Raw genomic sequence first — 21,025 nt, 5'->3', positions numbered from 1 at the left:
CTGGCTCAGGCCAGCAGTTCGACGACCAGCGCCGACGCGGTGTGCAGCACCGAGTTGCGGTGGCGCTGGGCGACGGCCAGGCCAGCGTCGCGCAGGACCGAGGCGTGGGCACTGGCCGAGGCCGCCGAGATTCCGAGGCGGCGGGTCAGTTCCGTGGTGGTGCGGCCGCCGGCGATGACCTCCAGGGCAGCGGCACGGGCGCGGCCGAGCAACGCCTCCAGTGACCGTTTGCCGGCTGCCGCCGAGCTCGGCATCCAGGGCGAAGGCGTGCTGCCGCACCAGTTCCAGGTGCAGAAGACCGGCTACTGGTGCTCCGCTGCCGCCGCCCGCATCGCCCTGGCCGCGCGCGGCAAGAACCTCGCGGACGCCCTCGACCACTACACCGGTTCGACCTGCTACGAGGTCAAGCAGTGGTCGACGGACGCGCAGCTGCTGCAGAAGCTCAAGGCCGACGTCGTCTACAACGCCGATCGCGGCCACGCCGTCGTCATCAACGTGATCCGCCTCAACGACCGCAACTGCTCCGGCGGCCACTACGCCACGATCGTCGGCTACCGCGCCGGTGGCAACGAGTTCGCCGTGTCCGACCCGGCCTGCGCGGGCGACGGCCTGCACTGGCTGAGCGCCTCCACCGTGTCGTCGGGCATCAAGCTCCGCCGCGACGTGGCCTGATTTCCGGCCTGAGATCTTCCGGTCGATCGATGTCCGCACCGTCCGCCACGTCGGCGCAGTCGACGTGGCGGACGGTGTTCGCCTTGAGGTAGTCCCGTGCGCCCTGGTCGCCCGCCGCCGACGCCATGACGCCCGCGAAGTGGTCCGACCCGATCAGCACCGGGTGCCCGATCTCGCCGTCGTAGGTGGCGCGGGCCAGCACTGCCGGCTCGGCGAGCGCCATCAGCCGGTGCAGGGCCTCGACGGTGATTCCCGGAGTGTCCACGGGGAGCACCACGACGGCGTCCGCGATGCCGATCGCATGCAGGCCGGTGCGCAGCGACGACCCCATTCCGGTGTCCCAGTGGGGGTTGTCCACGACGGTCACGCCGTCCAAAGTGGCCTTCGCCCTGACCTCCGCCGCCTGCGCGCCGAGGACGACGACGATCGGGTCGCAGCCCGCGGCTCTGAGGAGCTCGGCTGCCGACTCCACGAAGAGCTTGCCGTCCAACGGGACGAGAGCCTTGGGGGAACCGAACCGGCGACCGGCCCCCGCGGCGAGCAGTAGACCGGCCACGCGCATACCGCTGAATCTAATGACTGCCGGCGGATCACACGATTCGATAGCCGATTCCCGGTGTCGTCGCGATGATCGGCGGCTCGCCGAGCTTGCGGCGCAGCCGGCCCACCGTCACGGTGACGGTGTTGGTGAACGGGTCGGCGTTCTCGTCCCAGACCCGTTCGAGCAGGTCCTCGGCGCTCAGGAAGCCGGGGCACGCCCGCAGCAGCGCCTCCAGCACGGCGAACTCCTTCACCGACAGGGTGAGCTGCCGTCCGTCGCGCACGGCCGTGCGGCGCACGGGGTCGAGTTCGATCCCGGCCGCCCGCAACGTCCGGGGCCGCGCGTCCGGCCTGCGGCGGGCCAGGGCCCGGATGCGCAGGATCAGTTCCGGGAAGTGGAAGGGCTTGCCGAGGTAGTCGTCCGCGCCAAGGACCAGCCCGCTGACCCGGTCGCCTGGCTCGCTCGCCGCGGTCAGCATCAGCACCATCGGCCGGTCGGCCCGCTCGGTGATCATCTGGCACAGCACGTCACCGTGCAGCCCCGGCAGGTCCCGGTCGAGGACCACCACGTCGTACGCGGTGACGTCGAGTTGAGCGGCGGCGACCAGTCCGTCGTGCGCGAGGTCGACGGGCATCCCCTGATCGCGCAGGCCTTCCGCGATGACCTCGGCGAGGGCGCTGTCGTCCTCGACCACCAGGATTCTCATGCCGCCACCGGCAACGTCACCGACACCCGCAGACCACCTTCCGGCCGGGCGAGCAGGGCGAGCTGCCCGCCGTGCGCGGCGGCGACGGCGGCCACGATGGACAGACCCAGGCCCGAGGAGCCGATGCGGTCGCCGCCGAGTCGTTCGAACGGCTGGCTCAGCCGGTCGACCTCCCGCTGGTCGAAGACGGGCCCTCCGGTCTCGACGACCAGCACCGTCTTCTCCTCGCTCACGGAGCCGGTGATCCCGACCCATCCGCCGGCCTCGTTGTGCCTCACGGCGTTGTCGACGACGTTGCCCACCAGCCGGGCCAGCAGCGCCGGACTTCCCCGCGTCGCCATCTCCGGCGGAACGTCCACCGTGACGTTCAGTCCCTTCGCCTCCACCTCGGCGGACAGCTCGCGCAGCGCTGCCCGGGCGAGCTCGCCGAGGTCGACCGGGGCGGAGTCGGCCAGCGCGCCGTGTTGTGCCCTGGCCAGCACGAGGAATCCGTCCAGCAGGTGATCGACCCGGTCGAGCTGCACGCGCAGACGATCCGCGAGCGCCACCGTCGAGGCGGCCGGATCGGGTTTGGCGACCGCCACGTCCAGCGACGCGCGCATCGTCGCGAGGGGTGTGCGCAGCTCGTGGGAGGCGTTGGCGGCGAAGCGGCGTTGCGCGGCGAACGACACCTCAAGCCGTTCGAGCAGCTCGTCGATGGTGTCGGCGAGGCCCTTCACCTCGTCGGCCGGGCCGGTGACGGCCAGCCGCCGGTCCAGGCTGTCAGCGGAGATGCGCCGGGTGGCGCTCGTGATGGTCCGCAACGGCCGCAGCACCCGCCGGGCCAGCACCCGGCCGACCAGCAGCGAGACGACCGCCATCACGACCAGCGCCAGCAACGATCCGGCCAGCAGCTGGCGCGACTGCTGTGAGTGCACCTCGGCAAGCTGGTCCTGCAGTTGCCTGATGTGCTGCTGCGTGGAGTCCAGGCCGGGCGGGTTCGCGGGCGCGACGTCGGTCACCTTGCCGCCGGACAGCAGGAAGGTGAGGCCCAGCAGACCGATGCCCGACACGAGGAACACGACGGCGTACAGGATCGTGAACCGCACCCCGATGGTCCCGCTGCGCAGCCTGCTCATGGCCGTCAGCATGCCCGCGAGGACCTAACAACAGCATGACAAGGCCGCTTCGGGCCGCGTTATCCGCCGATCTGTAGACCCACCACCATGTCGAGCACCGAACTCCTCCGGCGGGAGTGGACCGCGTTCCGCGGGCCGGGCCGCCTGATCGCCCTGGCCGTCGCCGCCTTCTCCGTCATCGCACTGGGCCTGTTGTTCTCCGGCGGCACCTCGTCCGGCGTCAGCGACACGTTCTGGTTCCGGCACCAGGACCTGGGCCGCGACGGTTCCATCACGGTCAGGATGACGTCGATGACCGGCACGATCACCTACCCACCGCCGGGCCACGACCAGATCGTCGCCGGGCTCGTGCCGTGGGCGAAGACCGGGATCATCGTCAAGGACGGCCTGCGCCAGGGCTCGCGGTACGCGGCGCTCGCGATGACCGGAGAGCACGGCGTGCGGTTCCAGCACGACTACGTGCACGACGTCGCCGGAAGCGCGGGCCGGACTCCTCGCTGGCTGCGGCTGACCCGTTCCGGCGACACCATCACCGGGTCCGAGTCGGCGGACGGCGAGCAGTGGCACGTCGTCGGAACCGCGGAGCTCACCGGACTGCCGGACACAGTCCAGGTCGGCCTCTTCGCCACCTCGCCGGGCGATCTCACGCTCCGGGAGACCGGTCTCGGAGGCACGATCGAGCAGGTGCGGTTCACCCAGGCCGTCGGTGTCTTCGACAACGTCAGCGTCCTGGGCGGCACCGGCCGGTGGGACAGCGGGTCGGTCGGCGAGATGAACCACACGGACTGGGAGAAGTTCCACAACGCGTCAGGGGTGGTGGAGAAGGACGGCGTCGTCACCGTCAGCGGCACCGGCGACATCGGGCCGATCGGCGAGGGCGGTGCGCGCGGCGTCGAGAAGACGTTGCCCGGCCTGGTGATCGCGCTGATCATCGTGCTCGTCGTCGCGGCCCGCTACGGCGCTCGTGACGCGTCGTCCCGGCAGGTGATCGCGGCCCGGGCGGCCGTCATCGGATCGGCCACCTTCGTCACCGGCCTGCTCGCCGTCGGCATCGTCGTTCCGGCCGGCGGAGCGCCGTTGCCGACCGCGGTCCAGGTGACCGTCGGTGTCGCCGCCGCGCTCGCGCTCTGCGCGGTCCTCTCGTACGGGCTCGGCGTGTGGCTGCGCCGTGGCTGGGCGGCGATCCTGATCGGACTGGCGCTGGTCGCCGTGCCCTACACCGCCACCGCGGTTCCGTTGCTGCCCGACGACGTCGCGGAGTGGTTGCTGCGTCTCACCCCGGCCGCCGGCTTCGCCGTCAAACAGACGGTGGTGGAGTATCCGCAGGTCACAGCCCACTACGCGCCCTCGGCGGGCTACTTCCCGTTGCCGGGGTGGGCCGGGTTCGCGCTGCTCTGCGCGTACACGGCGCTCGTGCTGTGGCTGGCTAGTTCAGGTTCTCGAGAATCAGCGAGGAGGCCGCTTCAGGGATCTCTTCCGGGATCCAGTGGCTGACGTCCTCGACCATCTCGAAGCGGTACGGGCCGGTGCACCACTTCTCGGTCTCGAAGGCGGCCATCGACCCGAACGCGACGTCCTCGGTGCTCCACACGTACATGGTCTTGACGCTGACCTTGTCCGCGGCGCCGTGCGGCTTGCCCGCCCGGTACCAGTTCAGTGCGGCGGTGAGCGCGCCCGGCTCCTGCAGCCGCTGGACGTACTCCTCGACGTGCGAGGGCCGGATCCGCCACTCGAACATCTGCTTGAGGGCCTGGGCGTTGTTGTCGAGCATGCGCTTCTCGGTGCTGCGCTCACGCCAGTCGCGCATGTACTGCGACCGCATCGCCTGCTCCTCGTCGGTCTGCAACGCGGTCTTCAAAGCACCGGGGTGCGGCGTGGAGAAGACGGTGAGCGTGCGCAGCCGGTCCGGGTGCTCGATCGCGGTCCACCACGCCACCGCGCCGCCCCAGTCGTGGCCGACCAGGTCGAAAGTGTCCCAGCCGAACGAGTCCGCCATCGCGATCACGTCGCCGACCAGGTGCGTGACCGTGTACTCGCCGACCTGCTCCGGGCGCACGCCGGGGGAGTAGCCGCGCTGGTCGGGGGCGACCGCGCGGAAGCCGTTCACACCCAGCACCGCGACCTGGTGCTCCCACTCGATGGCGGCCTCGGGGAAGCCGTGCAGCAGCAGCACCGGGCGGCCGTCCTCGGGGCCGGACGCGATGGCGTCGAAAGAGCCTGCCTCGGTTTCGATGCTGATGTGGTCGATCACCATTCGAACACTACCGGTGTGAGCTGGCTCTCAACGGCCGAGCCGAAGGCGGTGGCTTCCCGAACATCAAATGTGCATCCGCATGTTGACGTGCTGAAACCGCCGGACGGTACGAACGCCGTTGTGCTCGTGCTGCATGGCGGACGTGAACACGGCACCGGACCCGTCCGGCGCCACAACCTGGCGTACCTGCGCATGGTCCCGCTGGCCCGCGCGCTGCGGGCACCGGGCGTCGAGATCTGGAACCTGCGCTACCGGGTGCGCGGCTGGAACGCGCCGAGCCTCGATCCGGTGAAGGACGCCGAGTGGGCGCTCGCGAAGATCACCGAGCTGCATCCCGGCCGGCCGATCGTGCTCGTCGGGCACTCCATGGGCGGCCGGACCGCGCTGCGGGTCGCCGGGCATCCGAGCGTGGTCGCCGTGTGCGCGCTCGCGCCGTGGCTGGTGCCTGGCGAGCCCTTCGAGCAGCTGAGGGGCAAGGCGCTGCTCATCGCGCACGGCGACCAGGAGCGGATGACGGATCCGGCCCAGTCGCTGAGGTTCGCGCGGCAGGCCAAGACCGTGACGGACCGGGTGGCGCGGTTCAGCGTCGTCGGCGACGGCCACGCGATGCTCAAGCGGGCGAAGGACTGGACCCGGCTGGTCGTGGCTTTCGTCCACGGTGAGCTCGGGCTCGAACCGGTGGCGCCCGACATCGCGAATGCCATGGAGGAGACCTCGCCGCGAGGTCTCGACGTGCCGTTGGGAGGCTCGCGTGGCTGAGGTCGCCGTCATCGGAGCAGGGGTGGCCGGGCTCACCGCCGCCTACGTGCTGCAACGCAAGCACGACGTCACGCTGTTCGAGGCAGACGACAGGCTCGGCGGGCACGCGCACACGCACGACATCGGCGGTGTCGCCGTCGACTCCGGGTTCATCGTCCACAACGAGCGGACGTACCCGAACCTGATCAGGCTCTTCCGCGAGCTGGACGTGTCCACTCAGGACTCCGAGATGTCCATGAGCGTCCGGTGCGACGGCTGCGGCCTGGAGTACGCGGGCGCCAGGAAGCTGCCTGGGCTGTTCGCGCAGCCGAAGAACGCCGTCAACGGCCGTTACGTCCGGATGCTCGCCGAGGTCACCCGCTTCTACCGCCACGCCCAGCGCGTTCTCGCCCACGAGGAGGCGCACGACGTCACGCTCGGCGCGTTCCTGGTGATCGGCGGCTACTCGCGCTACTTCGTCGACCACTTCATCATTCCGCTGGTCAGCGCGGTGTGGTCGTCCGGTGCGGCGCTGAGCATGAAGTACCCCGCCTGGTACCTGTTCGAGTTCCTCGCCAACCACGGGATGCTCGCGATCGGCGGCACCCCGCAGTGGAAGACCGTCGTCGGCGGCTCGCGCACGTACGTCGATCGCGCCGTGAAGGGCCTCAACGCCGTGCACGTCGGCACGCCTGTCAGGGCCGTCACGCGCAACGGTGCGGGCGTGGAGATCCGCGACGAGAACAACGTGCTGCACACCGCGGACCACGTCGTCATCGCCACGCACCCGGACCAGGCACTGGGACTGCTGGCCGACCCGACGCGCGCGGAGAAGGAGGTGCTCGGCGCGTTCCAGTACTCGCGCAACGAGACCTGGTTGCACACCGACGCCTCGATCCTGCCGCGCGCGAACGGCGCGCGGGCGTCCTGGAACCTCTACAAGCGAGCCTGCCGGGAAGCGGACGGCCAGGTGCTCGTCAGCTACCACATGAACCGGCTGATGCGGCTCGACGAACCACGCGACTTCGTCGTCACGCTCAACCCGCACGACGTGAACCCGGACCGCGTGCTCGCGAAGATGGTCTACGAGCACCCGATCTACACGCCGGAGTCCGTTGCGGCGCAACGACGTCTGCCTGGCATCAACACCTCGACCACCGCCTACGCCGGTGCCTACCACGGCTGGGGCTTCCACGAGGACGGCTGCGCGTCCGGAGTGCGCGCCGCCCAGCACTTCGGGGTGTCCTGGTGATCTACGACGTCCTGATCACGCACTCCCGGCGCGAGTTGATCGACCGGGCCTTCAGCCATCGCGCCTACATGTGGTTGGTCGATCTCGGCGAGATGCCGCGCTTACCGTGGTGGGCGAGGCCGTTCGCGAAGTTCGAGGCCCGCGATCATCTCGGCTCGCCGGACAAGACGATCCGGGAGAACCTGGACGAGTGGCTGGCCGAGCAGGGGATCGACCTCCGCGGCGGGCAGGTCCTGATGCTCGCCAACGCCCGCGTGCTCGGCTACGTCTTCAACCCGCTGTCCGTGTTCTGGTGCCACGACGCTTCCGGAGAGCTCGCGTGCGTCGTCGCGGAGGTGCACAACACCTACGGCGGACGTCATTGCTATCTGCTGCGCACCGACGCCCATGGCCGTGCGTTGGTGGACAAGGAGTTCTACGTCTCCCCGTTCCTGGAAGTCGACGGCCACTACGTGATGAAGCTGCCGAAACCGGGGAACCAGCTGTCCGTGACCATCGCGTTGCGGCAGAACGGGAAGACGACCTTCAGCGCGACCATGAAGGGCGAGCGCAGTTCGGGACTGCGCATGCTGTTCAAACGGCCGCTGATGCCCCAGCGCGTGTCCGCGCTGATCCGCCGTCATGGCATTGCCCTCTACCTGAGGCGTATTCCGATCATCCCCAGGAGTGATGGATGAGCACGCTGTCCCTGCCCCGTCCTGGTCAGGGCGTCTGGCCCGGACTGTTCACGGCGCCGCGTTCGCCGATGAGGGCCCGCATCGCCGAGGCGCTGTTCCGCAAAGCCGTGCGCTCGTTGCACGTGACCGTCCAGTTCCCCGACGGCAGGACTTGGGGAGCGGGCGGTCCGGTGATGCGGATCGTGCGGCCCGGCGAGTTCTTCCACCGCCTCGGCGCCGACGCCAAGATCGGCTTCGGTGAGGCCTACATGGTGGGCGACTGGGTCTCCGACGAGCTCGCGGACGTGCTCTCGGTGTTCGCGGCGAAGCTCTCGACGCTGATCCCGCCGCGCCTGCAGCTGATGCGGCGGTGGGCGGAGCGGCGGCAGACCGAGGTCAACGACGTCGCGGGCTCGCGGCAGAACATCCACCGGCACTACGACCTGTCGAACGAGCTGTTCGCGGTGTTCCTCGACGAGACGATGACGTACTCGTCGGCGTTGTTCGAGGGCGGGAACGCCGACCTGCGCACGGCCCAGCTGCGCAAGATCGACGGCGTGCTCGACTACGCGGGCGTGCGTTCCGGCTCACGCGTGCTGGAGATCGGCACGGGCTGGGGCGCGCTCGCGATCCGGGCCGCCCAGAGGGGTGCCACGGTCACGTCGCTGACCATTTCCGCCGAACAGCGCAAGCTGGCACTGGACCGGGTGAGGGCCGAGGGCCTCCACGATCGGGTGACGGTCGAGCTGCGTGACTACCGAGAGGAGCACGGCCGGTACGACGCCGTCGTCAGCGTCGAGATGATCGAGGCAGTCGGTGCCGAATACTGGCCCGACTACTTCTCGATGCTCGACCGCGTGCTCGCTCCCGGCGGCCGCGTCGGACTGCAGGCGATCACCATGCCGCACGACCGCATGATCGCGAGCAAGGCCAGCTACACCTGGATCCACAAGTACATCTTCCCCGGCGGGCTCATCCCGTCGGTGCGGTCGATCGAGGAGTCGGTGCGCGACCACACCCGGCTGCGGATCGTCGAGACGCGGTCGTTCGGCGAGGACTACGCCGAGACGCTTCGCCGGTGGCGCGAAACGTTCCTCACCCGTTGGGACGAGGTGCGGGAGCTGGGCTTCGACGACACGTTCCGCCGGATGTGGGAGTTCTACCTGGCCTACTCGGAGGCAGGTTTCCGCGTCGGATACCTGGGAGTACAGCAATTCGGCATGGCCGAACGACTGGGCCATTAGGACCACGTTCTACCCCATAAGGGTGCTGCGTGCCCCACCCGCATGGACTTCGTGGTCCTCTTGGATGCAGGCGGTATCAAACGGCTCGCTGCGGTCTCTACTTCAGTGAAGCCCCTAGTGTCGCTGTAGTGGAGGAGGGTCGCCGGGATGGTCATACCCACAGCCGTGCGGACCGGTGGCGGTGTAGACGTCCTCGTTCCTGAGGAGTCTTGGAACCAGCCAACGGTGCCCATGCGCCGTCGGGTGCTCCAGGCACCGGTCTCCAGCCAGTGGCTCGCCGAAGCCGAGTTCGCCGACCTCGTCGATGCCGCACTTGCCGGAGACAGACGGGCGGTCGAGCACCTGCTCGGCCGGATCCAGCCGCTGATCGTGCGCTACTGCCGCGCACGGGTCGGCGGCCGCGAGCGCACGCTGGTCTCGGCGGAGGACATAGCGCAGGAGGTCTGCGTGGCGGTGCTCGGCGCGCTGTCGAAGTACCGCTACGAGCCCGGCTCGTTCCTCGCGTTCGTCTACGGCATCGCGGCCCACAAGGTCGCCGACGCCCGCCGCCGCGCCGTGCGCAACCGTGCCGAGGTCGTGCCGGAACTGCCGGACTGCCCGTCGCTGGACCTGGGCCCGGAGCAGCACGCCGTCAACGGCGAGATGATGGCCCAGGTCACGCGCCTGCTGCACAAGCTGCCGGCCCGCCAGCGCGAGATCCTCGTGCTGCGGGTGGCCGTGGGCCTGTCCGCCGAGGAGGTCGCGCTGGCCGTGTCGTCGACTCCTGGTGCCGTGCGAGTCGCACAGCACCGTGCGCTCACTCGGATGCGGGAGATGGTCGCCGAGGAAGGCTGACCGCGTTCTCGATGATCGCGGCGAGCTCTTGCGGGCAGGACAGGAACGGGGAGTGTCCTGCATCAAGACGTTCGATCGTGGTCGCTCGTCCCGCCATCGCCTCCTGGGCGAACGGCGGGATGGCGTTGTCCTTCTCGCAGAGGACGTAGGTGCTGGGCGTGCCGTGCCAGGCCGCCTCCGTGAGCTCGTCGGTGAAGGCCTTCAGGCTTTGCGGCAGGAGTCTGTCCGTCGGCGGGGCGTCGACGTCGTTGAAGAAGACGGTCTCCGGCGTCAGCGCGTGGATGACGTCTTCCTCGGCGCACCACCACGGCGGCGCGGTGCCGCCGACCATGTTCAGCAGCGAGTCGCCCACGTCCGGCATGAACGCGGCTACGTAGATGAGGTGCTGGACCTCGGGTGTGGCCGCCTGGGTCGCCGGGATGCCGCCGTAGGAGTGGGCGATCACCACCGTCGGGCCGGTGACGGCGTCCCTGATCGCCTGGGCGTCGTCGTGCATGCCGTGTCTGGGCGCGTCTTGCGGCGCCACGCTGGGCAGGTCGACCGTGTCGACCCGCCAGCCGTGGGATTCGAGGAGGGTGCGCAGCGGGTTCCAGCACCAGGAGCCGTGCCAGGCGCCGTGCACGAGTAGCAGAGTGGGGCGTTCGGACATGTCCTCAGTGGACGCTCCGGCTGTGTCAGTGGGAAGCATCGGCTTCCGCTGAGTGGAAGTTCGCCGGTGTCTTGAGATCGGTGAACGCCGCCGCCACCGCCGTCACCAGGATCAACGCGCCGAACGTCAGCAACGCGACCGCGCCGCCGAACACACCGGCCAGCAACCCGCCGAGCGCCGGCGCGAGTGGCGTCAGCACGCGGACGGCCAGCGTCGAGACCGCGTCCAGGCGGCCCATCATGTCCTCGGGGACCAGTGTCGAGTGCAGTGCGGACACCGACACGTTGATCAGCGGCGTGACGACCGCGGTGAGCGCCAGCGGCACGAACGGCCAGAAGATGCCGAACGGGAGTGCCATCGCGAGGTTGCAGGCGCCGAAAACGACCAGTACGGCGACCATGAGCTTGCCGGGCGCGAGCGTGACCCTGGGGGACAGCAGCGAGCCGATGACCCCGCCGACTCCGATGCCCGCGAGCACCAGGCCGGTGTCGAGTCCGGTGCCGCCGCGTTCGGCGACGAGCGCGAACACCGGCAGCATCGAGGCGCCGCCGAGCAGGTTCAGCACGAGGAAGATGATCGTGAGGTTGCGCAGGCCGGTCTGGTGCCAGAGCCAGCGGGCCGCGTCCTTCATGTCGTGGTGCATGCGCCGGCGAGGCTTCTGCTCACCGCGAGCCGGGATTTTGGCGAACCAGGCGCAGACCGCGGCCACGGCGAACGTGATCGCGTCGGCCACGAACGGGACCGCGCGGCCGACGGCCATGAGCAGGGCTCCCAGCGGTGGTCCTGCCACCCGTGCCGCGTGGCTGCGGGCCTCCTCCTGGGCGTAGGCGGTGGTGAGCTGCTCCTGGGGCACGACGGCCTGGATCGCGGACGTGCGGGCCGGGCCGGCGAACGCGGTGCAGACGCCGTCGACGACGGCCAGCGCGACGAACACGACGACGTAGGCGTGACCGGTGAGGATCGCGGCGGCCAGCAGAGCGGCTGCCAGCGCCTGCACGGACTGGCTCCAGACCAGCGTCTTGCGGCGGTCCCAGCGGTCCACCCACACGCCCGCCGGCATCAGGGTGAGCAGCAGCGCCGCGGCCCGCGCGCCCGCGATCACGCCGGGCAGCAAGTACGAGCCGGTGAGCGCCACGACCAGCAGTGGCATCGCCAGCGTCGTGATCGTGGTGCCGAGCTGCGAGACGGCACCGCCGAGCCAGAGCAGCTGAAATTGAACGTTCTTCCTGAGTGGAACCCCCATGGCCGACGTTTCTATCGCATGACCGCCGAATCCGGATGGCAAGGTTTACGCATGGCGGAACCGGACTACGACGTGCTCCTCACCGGCACGGTCTTCCTCGACATCATCTTCACCGGCCTGCCCCGCCCACCGGAGCCGGGGACCGAGGTGTGGGCAGAGGGTCTCGGGTCGTGCCCCGGCGGGATCGCGAACCTCGCGGTGGCGTTGCGCCGGCTCGAACTGAAGACCGCGCTGGCGGCGGCGTTCGGCGAGGACGCGTACGGCGACTTCTGCTGGGACGTGCTGGCCGACCAGGAGGGCGTCGACCTCTCCTACTGCCGTCGCTTCTACGGGTGGCACTCGCCGGTGACGGTGAGCATGGCGATGGAACGCGACCGCAGCATGGTCACGCACGGGCACAAGTCGCCCGTTGTCGCGGACGACCTCTTCTCGCCGCCGCCCTCGACCAAGGCGTGCTTCGTGCACATCCAGGCCGAGGACGAGCAGTGGGTGCGCACGGCGAAGGAGAACGGCGCCAAGCTCTTCGCCGACATCGGCTGGGACCGCACCGGGGCGTGGTCGCCGGAACTCCTGCGCAGGCTCGACGGATATGACGTGTTCCTCCCGAACCACGTGGAGGCGCAGGGCTACACGCGCACCGACACCCCGGAGGCCGCCGCGCGCGAACTGGCCGAGCACGTGCCCGTGGTGGTCGTCACACGCGGAGGCGGGGGAGCGGTCGCCGTCGACAGCGCCACCGGCGAGTGCGTGGACGTGCCGGGGCTCAACGTCGCGCAACTCGACGCGACCGGTGCCGGCGACGTGTTTGGGGCCGGGTTCGTCATGGGCACTCTGGCCGGGTGGCCCCTCGAACACCGGGTGCGGTTCGCGAACCTGTGTGCCGCACTGTCCGTGCAACATTTCGGCGGCTCCCTGTCCGCTCCCGGCTGGGGGGACATCGCGGTCTGGTGGCGGACGGTGAGCAGGCGGCCCGACGAAGAACTGGCGCGCTACGGGTTCCTCGACGACGTCCTTCCCGACCACGCGGGCGTCGAGGTGCGCAGGGCAAGTCCGACGATCGGCCTCCGACTACTCCGGTAGGTTGGAAATCAGTCGATCAGCGGACGCAACCTCATGGGCCTTCCGCGCGACTTATACGTATAGAGAGTCTCTGGGGTTTTGCTCGGAAGGAGTTGCGGTTTGTTCGCCGCACGCGCGTCAGGCTTGGTCAAGTTGCTGGGGTTGTGCCTGACTGCGGGCGTGCTCCTCGCTGCGATGGTGTTCCCGTTCGTCGGAGGTCTCGGGCTCGCGTCCAACCGCGCGGCCGACACGGTCGACCAGACGTCGGGCGATCTCGCGAAGGGTGAGCTGCCGCTCGTCACCACCATCCAGGACATGGACGGCCAGGCGATCGCCTACCTGTACGACCAGTACCGCATCCCGTTGGAGACCAAGGACATCGCGGACACCATGAAGGGCGCGATCCTGGCCATTGAGGACAAACGGTTCTACGAGCACCAGGGCGTCGACTGGCAGGGCATCGCCCGTGCCGCCGCCAAGGCCGGTGTGGACGGTGGGGCGACGCAGGGCGCGTCGACGCTCACCCAGCAGTACGTGAAGAACTACATGGCGTTCGTGCTCGGCGCCGACAACGAGCAGGAGGCCTGGGAGAAGGCCACCGAGGCGACGGTCGGCCGCAAGATGCGCGAGGCGCGGGTCGCGTTGCAGCTCGAGCAGCAGATGAGCAAGGACGAGATCCTCACCGGCTACCTCAACATCGTGCCGCTGGGCAACCAGACCTACGGCGTCGGTGCCGCCGCGAAGGCGTACTTCAACACCACGGCCGACAAGCTGACGGTTCCGCAGGCCGCGCTGCTCGCCGCGATCGCGAACCGCCCGTCGTCGCTGAACCCCGGCGCGTCCCCGGAGAAGGCTCTGGAGCGTCGCAACATCGTCATCGACAAGATGCGCGAGAACGGTGCGTTCGGCTCGGACGAGACCGAGGCCAAGAAGAAGGCCGAGGAGTTCAAGGCCGCGCCGCTGGGCGTCGTCGAGGACCTGCAGATCCTGCCCAAGGGCTGCGTCGGCGCCGGTGACGGCCCGATCTACGGCTTCTTCTGCTCGTACCTGCTCGACTACCTGCGCGACGCCGGCATCACGGACAAGCAGCTGCAGCGCGGTGGCCTCACCATCAAGACGACGATGGACCCGAAGGCCACCAAGGCGGCGAAGGACGCGGCCGAGAAGCAGGTGCCGAAGACCACCAACGGCGTCTCGAACGTCATGTCCGTCGTCCAGCCCGGCAGCGACAAGCACCGCGTCCGCGCACTGGTCGCGTCCCGCGACTTCGGCAACAACGCCGAGCTCGGCCAGGTCGCCCGTCCCGTGCCCGCCGAGGTCCTGCCGTTCGGCCCCGGCTCGGTGAACAAGGTCTTCACCGCCGCCGCGGCCATGCAGCGCAACATCACCGGCATCGACCGCAAGATCAAGGTCCCGAAGACGTACGCGTCGAAGGTCTACCCCAACGGCGGCTCGGCCTGGCAGGTCAAGAACTCGGGCGACTACGCCGAGGAGATGACGCTGACCCAGGCCCTGGCCCAGTCACCGAACACGGGCTTCGTGATCCTGCAGGAGCAGGCGGGCCTGAGCAACGTCGTCGACATGGCGTACAAGCTCGGCATGCGCGACACCCTGAGCGCGGTCAACCGCGGTGCCGAGCCGCTGAAGGCGGACGGCTCCAACGGCCCGTCGCAGGGTGACTGGACGAAGCAGAACAACGCGGGCTCCTACACCCTCGGCCCCGGCGCCACCAGCGTCCTCGAACTGGCCAACGTGGCCGCCACCATCGTCTCCAGCGGCACCTGGTGCCCGCCGACCCCGGTCGAGAAGGTCATCGACCGCTACGGCAAGGAGATCCCGCTCAAGGAGAAGCCCTGCGAGCAGGCGGTCGAGCCCGACCTGGCGAACACGCTGGCCCAGGGCATGTCGCAGGACATCCACGGCAGCGGCACCGCGGCTCGCGCGGCCCAGGGCTCCGGCTGGAACCGTCCGGCCATCGGCAAGACCGGTACCACCGAGGAGAGCAAGTCGGTCGCCTTCCTCGCCGCCACCCCGCAGTACGCGGGCGCGGTGATGACGTACGCGGACGGCAACAACCCGCAGGTGATCTGCGCGGACCCGATTCGGCTGTGCCCCGGTAGCCGCAACGGCATCTTCGGTGGCCAGTCCGCCGCGCCGACGTGGTTCAACGCCATGAAGGCCATCCACGAAGGGCTGCCGGTCGAACAGCTCAAGCCGGCCGCGGCCAAGTACAAGTAAGCAACCGTTCGGTCCCAGAGGGCCGTCGGACGCCAAGTGCGTCCGACGGCCCTCTGTCGTGTGCGGGACGGCTCCGCAAACCTTTCTCGATAAAGCGACTGACCAGTACAAACGTACTGGCGAGGATTGGTTCAGAACGTGTTGACCAAGCCCTGAATGACACGATTACCCAAAGTGACTGGTAGTGGGCCTAATCACCTGAACACCCACTTGGCTTGCTCGGGCCGGTGACGCGAGGTTACGTTCTGCGCCGCATGTCACGGTTCGATAACCGCAAGGACACGGAACGCCCCCGAAGCGGTCCAGTCCACCACCGGGCCCCCGAAGCCCGCAGCCAGGCCCCCCGACGCCAGGCGAAGCGCGGTTGCCGAACTCCCCCGAGTGCATGGAGGCAGTTTTGGCACGGCATCGTGCGAAGGGTCCGCTGGTCGACGTCATCACCAGAGTGGACCTGGACCGCAAGAAGGCCGTTGCGGTGGTCGTCGCCGCCGGCGCCCTCGCCGGCGCCGGTTTCGCCCAGGCGGCGAGCACGGTGTCCCCGGTCGACCGCCTCATCACCCCCGTCGCGGCGACCAAGAACCTCGCCGCCGCGATGACCGCCCCGCCGCAGCAGCAGGGTCCGCAGACGATTCACTCCGTCGACACCGGCTCCGAGGCGCGCAAGCTGCTGCAGGCCGAGCAGATCCAGGCGCAGTACCACGTCGCCGGAGCCCTCAAGTCCGCCGAGGGCGCGTACGTGAAGCGCCAGGAGGCCGCCAAGGCCGAGCAGGCGCGGATCGCGGCCGAGGAGGAGGCGAAGCGCCCGAAGTGCGTGCGGCCCGCTCAGGGCTCGTTCACGTCCGGGTTCGGTGCCCGCTGGGGAACCAGCCACAACGGCGTCGACATCGCGAACGCCATCGGCACCCCGATCGTCTCCGTCATGGACGGCACGGTCATCGAGGCCGGGCCCGCGTCCGGGTTCGGGCTGTGGGTGCGCGTGCAGCACGCGGACGGCACCATCACCGTCTACGGGCACATGAACACCATCGACGTTCCGCAGGGCGCCAAGGTCAAGGCCGGGCAGCAGATCGCGACGATCGGCAACCGCGGCCAGTCGACCGGGCCGCACGTGCACTTCGAGGTGTGGGCCGGTGGCGGGCAGAAGATCAACCCCGTCGGCTGGCTGGCCGAGCGCGGTGTGAGTCTCTGACCAGACTTGGTGAGCTTCTGACCAACTCGCTCACACGATCACGAAAAGTGCCGATAGTGTCCGGCCACGTCGCCGTGCAACAGGTGCGGCGGCGTGGACACCGGAGTCGCGCCAGTGATCTACCACAGCCCCCTGCCGGCAGTGGCCGTTCCTGAACGCACTGTGCCAGAACACGTTCTGGAACGCGCACGGCACAACGACAAAGTCGCGCTCGTGGACGCCGTCACGGGCGAGTCGCTCACCTACGCCGAGCTCGCCGATCAGGTCGAGCGAACCGCCAAAGGCCTTGTCAGGGCTGGGATCCGGCCCGGTGACACGGTCGCGATCGCCAGTCTCAACCGGCCGAGGTACGCCGTCGGCCTGCACGCGGTCATGGCCGCGGGCGCGACGGCCGCGCTGATCAACCCGATGCTCACGCCGCCGGAGATCGCGCGGCTCAAGGAGCTCGCGAACGTCACCGCGACGCTCGACCTCGACGACCTCCCTGAGAGCGAAGAAGATTCGCTGCCACCGGGAAATCCCGGCGCCACGGCGGTCGTCCTCTTCTCCAGCGGCACAACGGGTCTCACCAAGGCCGTCGGCCTGAGTCACCGCGCGCTCGTCGCGAACCTGGAACAGCACCGGCCGGGCTGGCGCATCGACGAGACCGACGTGCTCGCGGCGAACCTGCCGTTCTTCCACGTCTACGGTTTCGCGATCATCCTCAACTCCGGCCTGCTCGGTGGCGCCACGCTCGTCACCATGCCCCGCAGCGACGCCGGAACGTACTTGCGGCGCCTCGCGGAACATCGCGTCACACGGGCGTTTCTGGTGCCGCCGCTCGCCGCCGCCATCGCGGATCATCCAGAGCCGGTACCGGAACTGAGTCTCAAGCTCGTTCTCTGCGGCGCCGCCCCGCTCGACGACACCATCCGCCGGGAAACCGAACGCAAGCTCCAGGCGCCCGTCCGGCAGGGTTACGGCCTCACCGAAGCCGGTGGCACGCACCAGACATTCGACGGTGACGTGGAATCCGACCCCACGAGCGTCGGCGTGCTCTGTCCCGGTACCGAGGCGCGCGTCGTCGAGCCCGGCACCACAACGGACGCGGCGGAGGGCGAGATGCTCATCCGCGGCCCTCAGGTGATGGACGGCTACCTCGGCGACGAACAGGCCACCCGCGACGCCTTCGTGGACGGCTGGCTGCGCACCGGGGATCTCGTGCGAGTCCACAACGGCCGGTTCCACGTCGTGGACCGCATCAAGGAAATGATCAAGTACAAGGGGTACCAGGTCGCGCCCGCCGAGTTGGAGGCGGTGTTGCGCCGGCATCCCGCCGTTCAGGACGCTGCCGTGATCGGTGCGCCCGATCGGGTTAACGGCGAGATCCCCAAAGCCTTCGTGGTGACGCAAGGCGACGTCACCGCGGACGAACTGATGGCCTTCGTGGCTGCGGAGGTGGCGTCTTACAAGAAGATCCGCCAGGTTGAGTTCGTGCGAGAGATACCGAAGTCCGTCTCAGGCAAGATCCTTCGTCGCCTGCTGAAGGACGCCTCGCAGTGAGGGTGCTCATCACCGGTGGCGCCAAGGAACTCGGCAGGGCGTTCAGCGACGTCCTTGGCGCGCAAGGACATCAGCTCGTCATCACCGGACGCGACGAGAAGGCGCTCGACACCGCTCGTGCCGAACTGACGGCCAGGGGCGTCGACGTCGAGACGCACGTCGCGGACCTGGGCGATCCGCACGCGACACCGAAGCTCATCGAGAGCCTCGGCGGGATCGACGTGCTGGTCAACAACGGTGCGCTGGGCGGACCGGTCGGTCCGACGTGGCAGGTCGACGAGAATGACTGGTGGCACACGTTAGAGGTGAACCTGCGCGGCACCGCGTTCGCCGCCAACGCCGCGATCCGCACGATGACGAGCGGCCGGATCATCAACGTGGTCAGCAACGCCGGCGTGCACCGATGGCCTTACGTCACCGCGTACTCCGTGTCCAAAGCGGCCGTGATCAAGCTGACCGAGAACCTCGCGATCGAGCTGAAGCACCGGCCCATCGCCGTGCTGAGCTTCGATCCCGGCATGGTCGACATCGGCCTGATGCGCCGTGGCGCCACCATGGACTCGCAGGATCCGCACCAGCAAAGGATCTCGACGTGGGCGAGGTCTCAGCGCGACACGGGCAGGTTCACTCCGCTGGAGCAGTCCGCCGATCTTTTGGGCCGAATCGTGCGCGGAGAGTTCGATCACCTCTCCGGCGGCTTGATCACGCCGAAGGACAGCTGAGAAATTTTCCTCGTTTAGTGCGTACATAAGGCCCTTCCTCGCAGGCAGGTCAACCGGGATCGTCGCGAGTGGCTCCCAAGTCATCTGGAGGCATCGTGCCTGTCGGAACATCTTCTGCTGTCCTGAATCTGGCCGCACACCTCGCACCGGCGCAGCTCGAACTCGCCCGCGATCCGTTGCACGTCGAACTGCCGGCGGACGTGCGCGCACGGATCGCGCGCTGCCACGAGTTCGTGCTCGAAGTCAGCTCGTCCGGGCGCGCCATCTACGGCGTCACAACGGGTTTCGGTCCGCTCGTCGAGTTCGAGGGCCGCGCGGACAGCGCCGGCCAGAGCGACAACACCATCCTCCACCACATCGTCGGCCACGGTGAACTGCTGCCGCCGGCGGTCGCCCGCGCGGCTGTGCTCACGCGACTGTTCTCTTTGGCGCAGGGGCGATCCGGAGTGTCCGAGCAGGTCGTGGACTCGCTGACTGCCATGCTGGACACCGATTTCGCACCGGCTGTACCACGTTTGGGGTCAGTCGGTGCGAGTGGAGACCTCCAGCCACTGGCCTATGTGGCCCATGCGTTGCGTGGTAACGGGAACGCGTTCTTCGAGGGGCGGCTGATGCCCGCCGAGGAAGCGCTCACACGGGCAGGGCTCCGGAAACTCGTGCTCGGTGGCCGGGACGCCCTCGCGTTGGTCAACGGCATTTCGGTGACCGCCGCAGCTCTCGGACTCGCTGTCGCACAGTCGGTTCGCGCGCGGCGAACGGCGGAGTTGTTGTCCGCCTTGATGACCGACGTCCTCGGCTGCGGTGTCGAGTTCACGTCGGTTGGACTACTGGCGGCGTTCGGGCATCCGGACGTCGCTGAAACGGGTGCGGCCATTAGAAGTTGGCTCGAAGGGAGTAAGCCATCCGGGGAGCGTCCGCTGCAGGAGCCCTACAGCATCCGGTGCACGCCGCAGCTGATCGGCGCGGCCGGTACGAGCGTGCGGCACGCGGACGAGGTGGTGCGCCGCGACCTCAACGGCGTGAGCGACAACCCGTTGTTCTTCCCGGAGAACGGGGAGGTCGTGCACGGCGGCAACTTCTTCGGCCAGCCCAGTGCTTTCGCGGCCGACCAGCTCAACGTCGCGCTGGTGCAGCTGGGCAACCTGGCCGAACGTCAGCTCGACCTGCTGGTGGATCCCCACCGCACCAACGGGTTGCCGCCGATGCTCAGCCCGCTTCCCGGTCAGCACCACGCGCTTCAGGGCGTGCAGCTGTGCACGACCGCCACCGTCGCCGCGATGCGCAGGGCCGCCGCGCCCGCCTCGGTGCAGAGCCTGCCGACGAACCTGCACAACCAGGACGTCGTCCCGTTCGGCACGCAGGCCGCGTTCACCGCGCTCGACCAGGCCCGGCTGCTGCGATATCTGCACGCGGGGCTCGCGATCGGGTTGCGCCAGGCCGTGCACGTCGGCGCGCGCCGTCCGCTGGCGCCGCGGCTCGCGGAGGTGTTCGACCGGATCGCGCAGGTGGTGCCGCCGATCGTGGAGGACCGGCCGCTCGACACCGCGCTGAGCGAGGTCGCGGATCTCCTCGACGCCGTCGTGTCCGAAGTGGACGGTGGATGATGAGCGCTCCCGCCTGCCTGCCCGCGTGGGGGCACACCTGGGTCGACCTGCCCGTCCTGCGGCTGCCGATGCCGGGCGCGGAACTGATTCCGTGCGCGGACCGGTGCTTTCAGATTCCGATCGTCATCAACGCGCCGCAAGACCCGGTGCAACGGGCCGTGCACCGGTGGTTTCTCGGCCATCACGGCGCATTTCTCGTGTGGAAGTTTCTGTCGGATTCACTCGATCGGTTGACACGCGAGCCTGATTCGCAACTAGTCCGCCTCACTGCGCTTGGATACGACGCGTACTCGGTGATGCTCGCCTATTCGGGCAGTTGTTCCCGTGAGGTGTACGAGGACGTCATCCGGCCGATGATGGTGACGTTCGACCCGGCGTTCAGCGGGCGATGGGCACGTGACTACGAGCCACTGCCCGGCCTGCTGCGCAGGGCTCGTGCCGCACTGGGGCCTGTGGCGGCCGAGCCGATCTCCTCCGCGAGCAAGGCGAACCTGGTGGCACACAAGGAGGTCATGCGCAGACTCGTGCCCGGCGGACCGTCGCTGCTGCGTGAGTCCGGCCGTACGAGCGTGCCCACCACCGACGCCGAACGCGCCCGGTTCGACGAGTTCTTCCTCGTCAGCAGGGAGTGCGTGTGCGTGAGCCGCTACCAGGCGCACCGCACGGCCATCTTGTCCGCGATCGGTCACGACCTCGCGAAACACCCGCTGAGCCCCGAGTACGGAGAGACACTCAGGACGTTCGCCACCCGACTATGAGAGAAG

21 protein-coding genes are annotated in these 21,025 nt (G+C 68.9%); 14 read left to right on the top strand and 7 right to left on the bottom strand.

The genetic code is table 11. The annotated features are described in order from the left end of the window. Nucleotides 1–5: 5 nt before the first annotated feature. Nucleotides 6–254, bottom strand: a complete 249-nt coding sequence (locus tag SK854_RS45510) for a helix-turn-helix domain-containing protein (RefSeq protein WP_319981416.1) — start codon at nt 252–254, stop codon at nt 6–8. Between SK854_RS45510 and SK854_RS45505 the strand changes: the two genes are divergently transcribed. Beyond that, nucleotides 229–672, top strand: a complete 444-nt coding sequence (locus SK854_RS45505; RefSeq protein WP_319981415.1) for a C39 family peptidase — start codon at nt 229–231, stop codon at nt 670–672. The genes SK854_RS45510 and SK854_RS45505 overlap by 26 nt on opposite strands. Here SK854_RS45505 and SK854_RS45500 read toward each other — a convergent pair. From SK854_RS45500 to SK854_RS45490, 3 genes are read right to left on the bottom strand one after another with little or no spacing between them, the layout of a single operon-like run. Beyond that, nucleotides 647–1,234: a nucleotidyltransferase family protein gene (locus tag SK854_RS45500; protein ID WP_319981414.1), complete on the bottom strand. Its 588-nt coding sequence runs from the start codon at nt 1,232–1,234 to the stop codon at nt 647–649. The two genes, SK854_RS45505 and SK854_RS45500, sit on opposite strands and share 26 nt — an antisense overlap. A 28-nt stretch (nt 1,235–1,262) precedes the next feature. Further along, complete coding sequence (locus tag SK854_RS45495) at nt 1,263–1,919, bottom strand: response regulator transcription factor (RefSeq protein ID WP_319981413.1); 657 nt, start codon at nt 1,917–1,919, stop codon at nt 1,263–1,265. Then, entirely contained in the window at nt 1,916–3,037 is a 1,122-nt protein-coding gene (locus SK854_RS45490) for a sensor histidine kinase (RefSeq protein WP_319981412.1), read from the bottom strand. The genes SK854_RS45495 and SK854_RS45490 overlap by 4 nt, the downstream gene beginning before the upstream one ends. A gap of 87 nt (nt 3,038–3,124) precedes the next feature. Between SK854_RS45490 and SK854_RS45485 the strand changes: the two genes are divergently transcribed. After that, complete coding sequence (locus tag SK854_RS45485; protein WP_319981411.1) at nt 3,125–4,531, top strand: DUF1349 domain-containing protein; 1,407 nt, start codon at nt 3,125–3,127, stop codon at nt 4,529–4,531. Here the strand turns inward: SK854_RS45485 and SK854_RS45480 are convergent. After that, the gene (locus SK854_RS45480) at nt 4,464–5,288 is read right to left on the bottom strand and encodes an alpha/beta fold hydrolase (RefSeq protein ID WP_319981410.1); all 825 of its coding nucleotides are present in this window, start codon (nt 5,286–5,288) and stop codon (nt 4,464–4,466) included. The genes SK854_RS45485 and SK854_RS45480 overlap by 68 nt on opposite strands. 90 nt (nt 5,289–5,378) lie before the next feature. On the opposite strand from SK854_RS45480, the gene SK854_RS45475 reads away from it, so the two are divergent. From SK854_RS45475 to shbA, 5 genes are all read left to right on the top strand, one after another. Further along, complete coding sequence (locus tag SK854_RS45475; protein ID WP_319981409.1) at nt 5,379–6,050, top strand: alpha/beta hydrolase; 672 nt, start codon at nt 5,379–5,381, stop codon at nt 6,048–6,050. Continuing rightward, nucleotides 6,043–7,281: an NAD(P)/FAD-dependent oxidoreductase gene (locus tag SK854_RS45470; protein WP_319981408.1), complete on the top strand. Its 1,239-nt coding sequence runs from the start codon at nt 6,043–6,045 to the stop codon at nt 7,279–7,281. The genes SK854_RS45475 and SK854_RS45470 overlap by 8 nt, the downstream gene beginning before the upstream one ends. Then, nucleotides 7,278–7,958 carry a DUF1365 domain-containing protein gene (locus SK854_RS45465; protein WP_319981407.1) on the top strand — a complete coding sequence of 227 codons (681 nt, stop codon included), beginning with the start codon at nt 7,278–7,280 and terminating at the stop codon, nt 7,956–7,958. The genes SK854_RS45470 and SK854_RS45465 overlap by 4 nt, the downstream gene beginning before the upstream one ends. Next, entirely contained in the window at nt 7,955–9,181 is a 1,227-nt protein-coding gene (locus SK854_RS45460; RefSeq protein ID WP_319981406.1) for a cyclopropane-fatty-acyl-phospholipid synthase family protein, read from the top strand. The genes SK854_RS45465 and SK854_RS45460 overlap by 4 nt, the downstream gene beginning before the upstream one ends. A 231-nt stretch (nt 9,182–9,412) precedes the next feature. Continuing rightward, on the top strand, nt 9,413–10,015 hold the full coding sequence (gene shbA, locus SK854_RS45455; RefSeq protein ID WP_319981405.1) for an RNA polymerase sigma factor ShbA: 603 nt from the start codon (nt 9,413–9,415) through the stop codon (nt 10,013–10,015). Here shbA and SK854_RS45450 read toward each other — a convergent pair. Together SK854_RS45450 and SK854_RS45445 are read right to left on the bottom strand one after the other, a co-directional pair. Next, nucleotides 9,978–10,664, bottom strand: coding sequence for an alpha/beta hydrolase (locus SK854_RS45450; RefSeq protein ID WP_319981404.1), 687 nt, complete (start codon nt 10,662–10,664; stop codon nt 9,978–9,980). The two genes, shbA and SK854_RS45450, sit on opposite strands and share 38 nt — an antisense overlap. A gap of 25 nt (nt 10,665–10,689) precedes the next feature. Continuing rightward, the gene (locus SK854_RS45445; protein ID WP_319981403.1) at nt 10,690–11,907 is read right to left on the bottom strand and encodes an MFS transporter; all 1,218 of its coding nucleotides are present in this window, start codon (nt 11,905–11,907) and stop codon (nt 10,690–10,692) included. A 51-nt stretch (nt 11,908–11,958) separates the two neighbouring features. Here SK854_RS45445 and SK854_RS45440 point away from each other — a divergent pair, with 51 nt between their 5' ends. The 7 genes from SK854_RS45440 (at nt 11,959) to SK854_RS45410 (ending at nt 21,019) form a co-directional block, all read left to right on the top strand. Then, nucleotides 11,959–12,987 (top strand): carbohydrate kinase family protein, encoded by a 1,029-nt coding sequence (locus SK854_RS45440; protein ID WP_319981402.1) that lies wholly within the window; start codon nt 11,959–11,961, stop codon nt 12,985–12,987. A gap of 159 nt (nt 12,988–13,146) precedes the next feature. Further along, nucleotides 13,147–15,204, top strand: coding sequence for a transglycosylase domain-containing protein (locus SK854_RS45435; RefSeq protein ID WP_319981401.1), 2,058 nt, complete (start codon nt 13,147–13,149; stop codon nt 15,202–15,204). Between the two features lie 397 nt (nt 15,205–15,601). Then, a complete protein-coding gene (locus SK854_RS45430) occupies nt 15,602–16,393 on the top strand; it encodes a M23 family metallopeptidase (RefSeq protein WP_319981400.1) in 792 nt (263 codons plus the stop codon). Between the two features lie 93 nt (nt 16,394–16,486). Further along, nucleotides 16,487–17,935 carry an AMP-binding protein gene (locus tag SK854_RS45425; RefSeq protein WP_319981399.1) on the top strand — a complete coding sequence of 483 codons (1,449 nt, stop codon included), beginning with the start codon at nt 16,487–16,489 and terminating at the stop codon, nt 17,933–17,935. Then, a complete protein-coding gene (locus SK854_RS45420) occupies nt 17,932–18,657 on the top strand; it encodes an SDR family NAD(P)-dependent oxidoreductase (RefSeq protein ID WP_319981398.1) in 726 nt (241 codons plus the stop codon). The genes SK854_RS45425 and SK854_RS45420 overlap by 4 nt, the downstream gene beginning before the upstream one ends. Before the next feature lie 95 nt (nt 18,658–18,752). After that, nucleotides 18,753–20,261, top strand: coding sequence for an HAL/PAL/TAL family ammonia-lyase (locus tag SK854_RS45415; RefSeq protein ID WP_319981397.1), 1,509 nt, complete (start codon nt 18,753–18,755; stop codon nt 20,259–20,261). After that, a complete protein-coding gene (locus SK854_RS45410) occupies nt 20,261–21,019 on the top strand; it encodes a hypothetical protein (RefSeq protein ID WP_319981396.1) in 759 nt (252 codons plus the stop codon). Before SK854_RS45415 ends, SK854_RS45410 begins: the two co-directional genes overlap by 1 nt. Nucleotides 21,020–21,025 lie beyond the last annotated feature (6 nt).

The sequence above is a fragment of the Lentzea sokolovensis genome, from assembly GCF_033949975.1.
Classification (GTDB): Bacteria; Actinomycetota; Actinomycetes; order Mycobacteriales; family Pseudonocardiaceae; genus Lentzea; species Lentzea sokolovensis.
The sequence above is the reverse complement of the archived record's forward strand: the minus strand, read 5'-3'. Positions and strand labels throughout refer to the sequence as shown.

Coding starts and splice junctions, on each gene's coding strand:
- SK854_RS45510 (WP_319981416.1), bottom strand. CDS start 254: ATGCCGAGCTCGGCGGCAGCCGGCAAACGGTCACTGGAGGCGTTGCTC.
- SK854_RS45500 (WP_319981414.1), bottom strand. CDS start 1,234: ATGCGCGTGGCCGGTCTACTGCTCGCCGCGGGGGCCGGTCGCCGGTTC.
- SK854_RS45495 (WP_319981413.1), bottom strand. CDS start 1,919: ATGAGAATCCTGGTGGTCGAGGACGACAGCGCCCTCGCCGAGGTCATC.
- SK854_RS45490 (WP_319981412.1), bottom strand. CDS start 3,037: ATGAGCAGGCTGCGCAGCGGGACCATCGGGGTGCGGTTCACGATCCTG.
- SK854_RS45485 (WP_319981411.1), top strand. CDS start 3,125: ATGTCGAGCACCGAACTCCTCCGGCGGGAGTGGACCGCGTTCCGCGGG.
- SK854_RS45460 (WP_319981406.1), top strand. CDS start 7,955: ATGAGCACGCTGTCCCTGCCCCGTCCTGGTCAGGGCGTCTGGCCCGGA.
- shbA (WP_319981405.1), top strand. CDS start 9,413: ATGCGCCGTCGGGTGCTCCAGGCACCGGTCTCCAGCCAGTGGCTCGCC.
- SK854_RS45450 (WP_319981404.1), bottom strand. CDS start 10,664: ATGTCCGAACGCCCCACTCTGCTACTCGTGCACGGCGCCTGGCACGGC.
- SK854_RS45445 (WP_319981403.1), bottom strand. CDS start 11,907: ATGGGGGTTCCACTCAGGAAGAACGTTCAATTTCAGCTGCTCTGGCTC.
- SK854_RS45440 (WP_319981402.1), top strand. CDS start 11,959: ATGGCGGAACCGGACTACGACGTGCTCCTCACCGGCACGGTCTTCCTC.
- SK854_RS45410 (WP_319981396.1), top strand. CDS start 20,261: ATGAGCGCTCCCGCCTGCCTGCCCGCGTGGGGGCACACCTGGGTCGAC.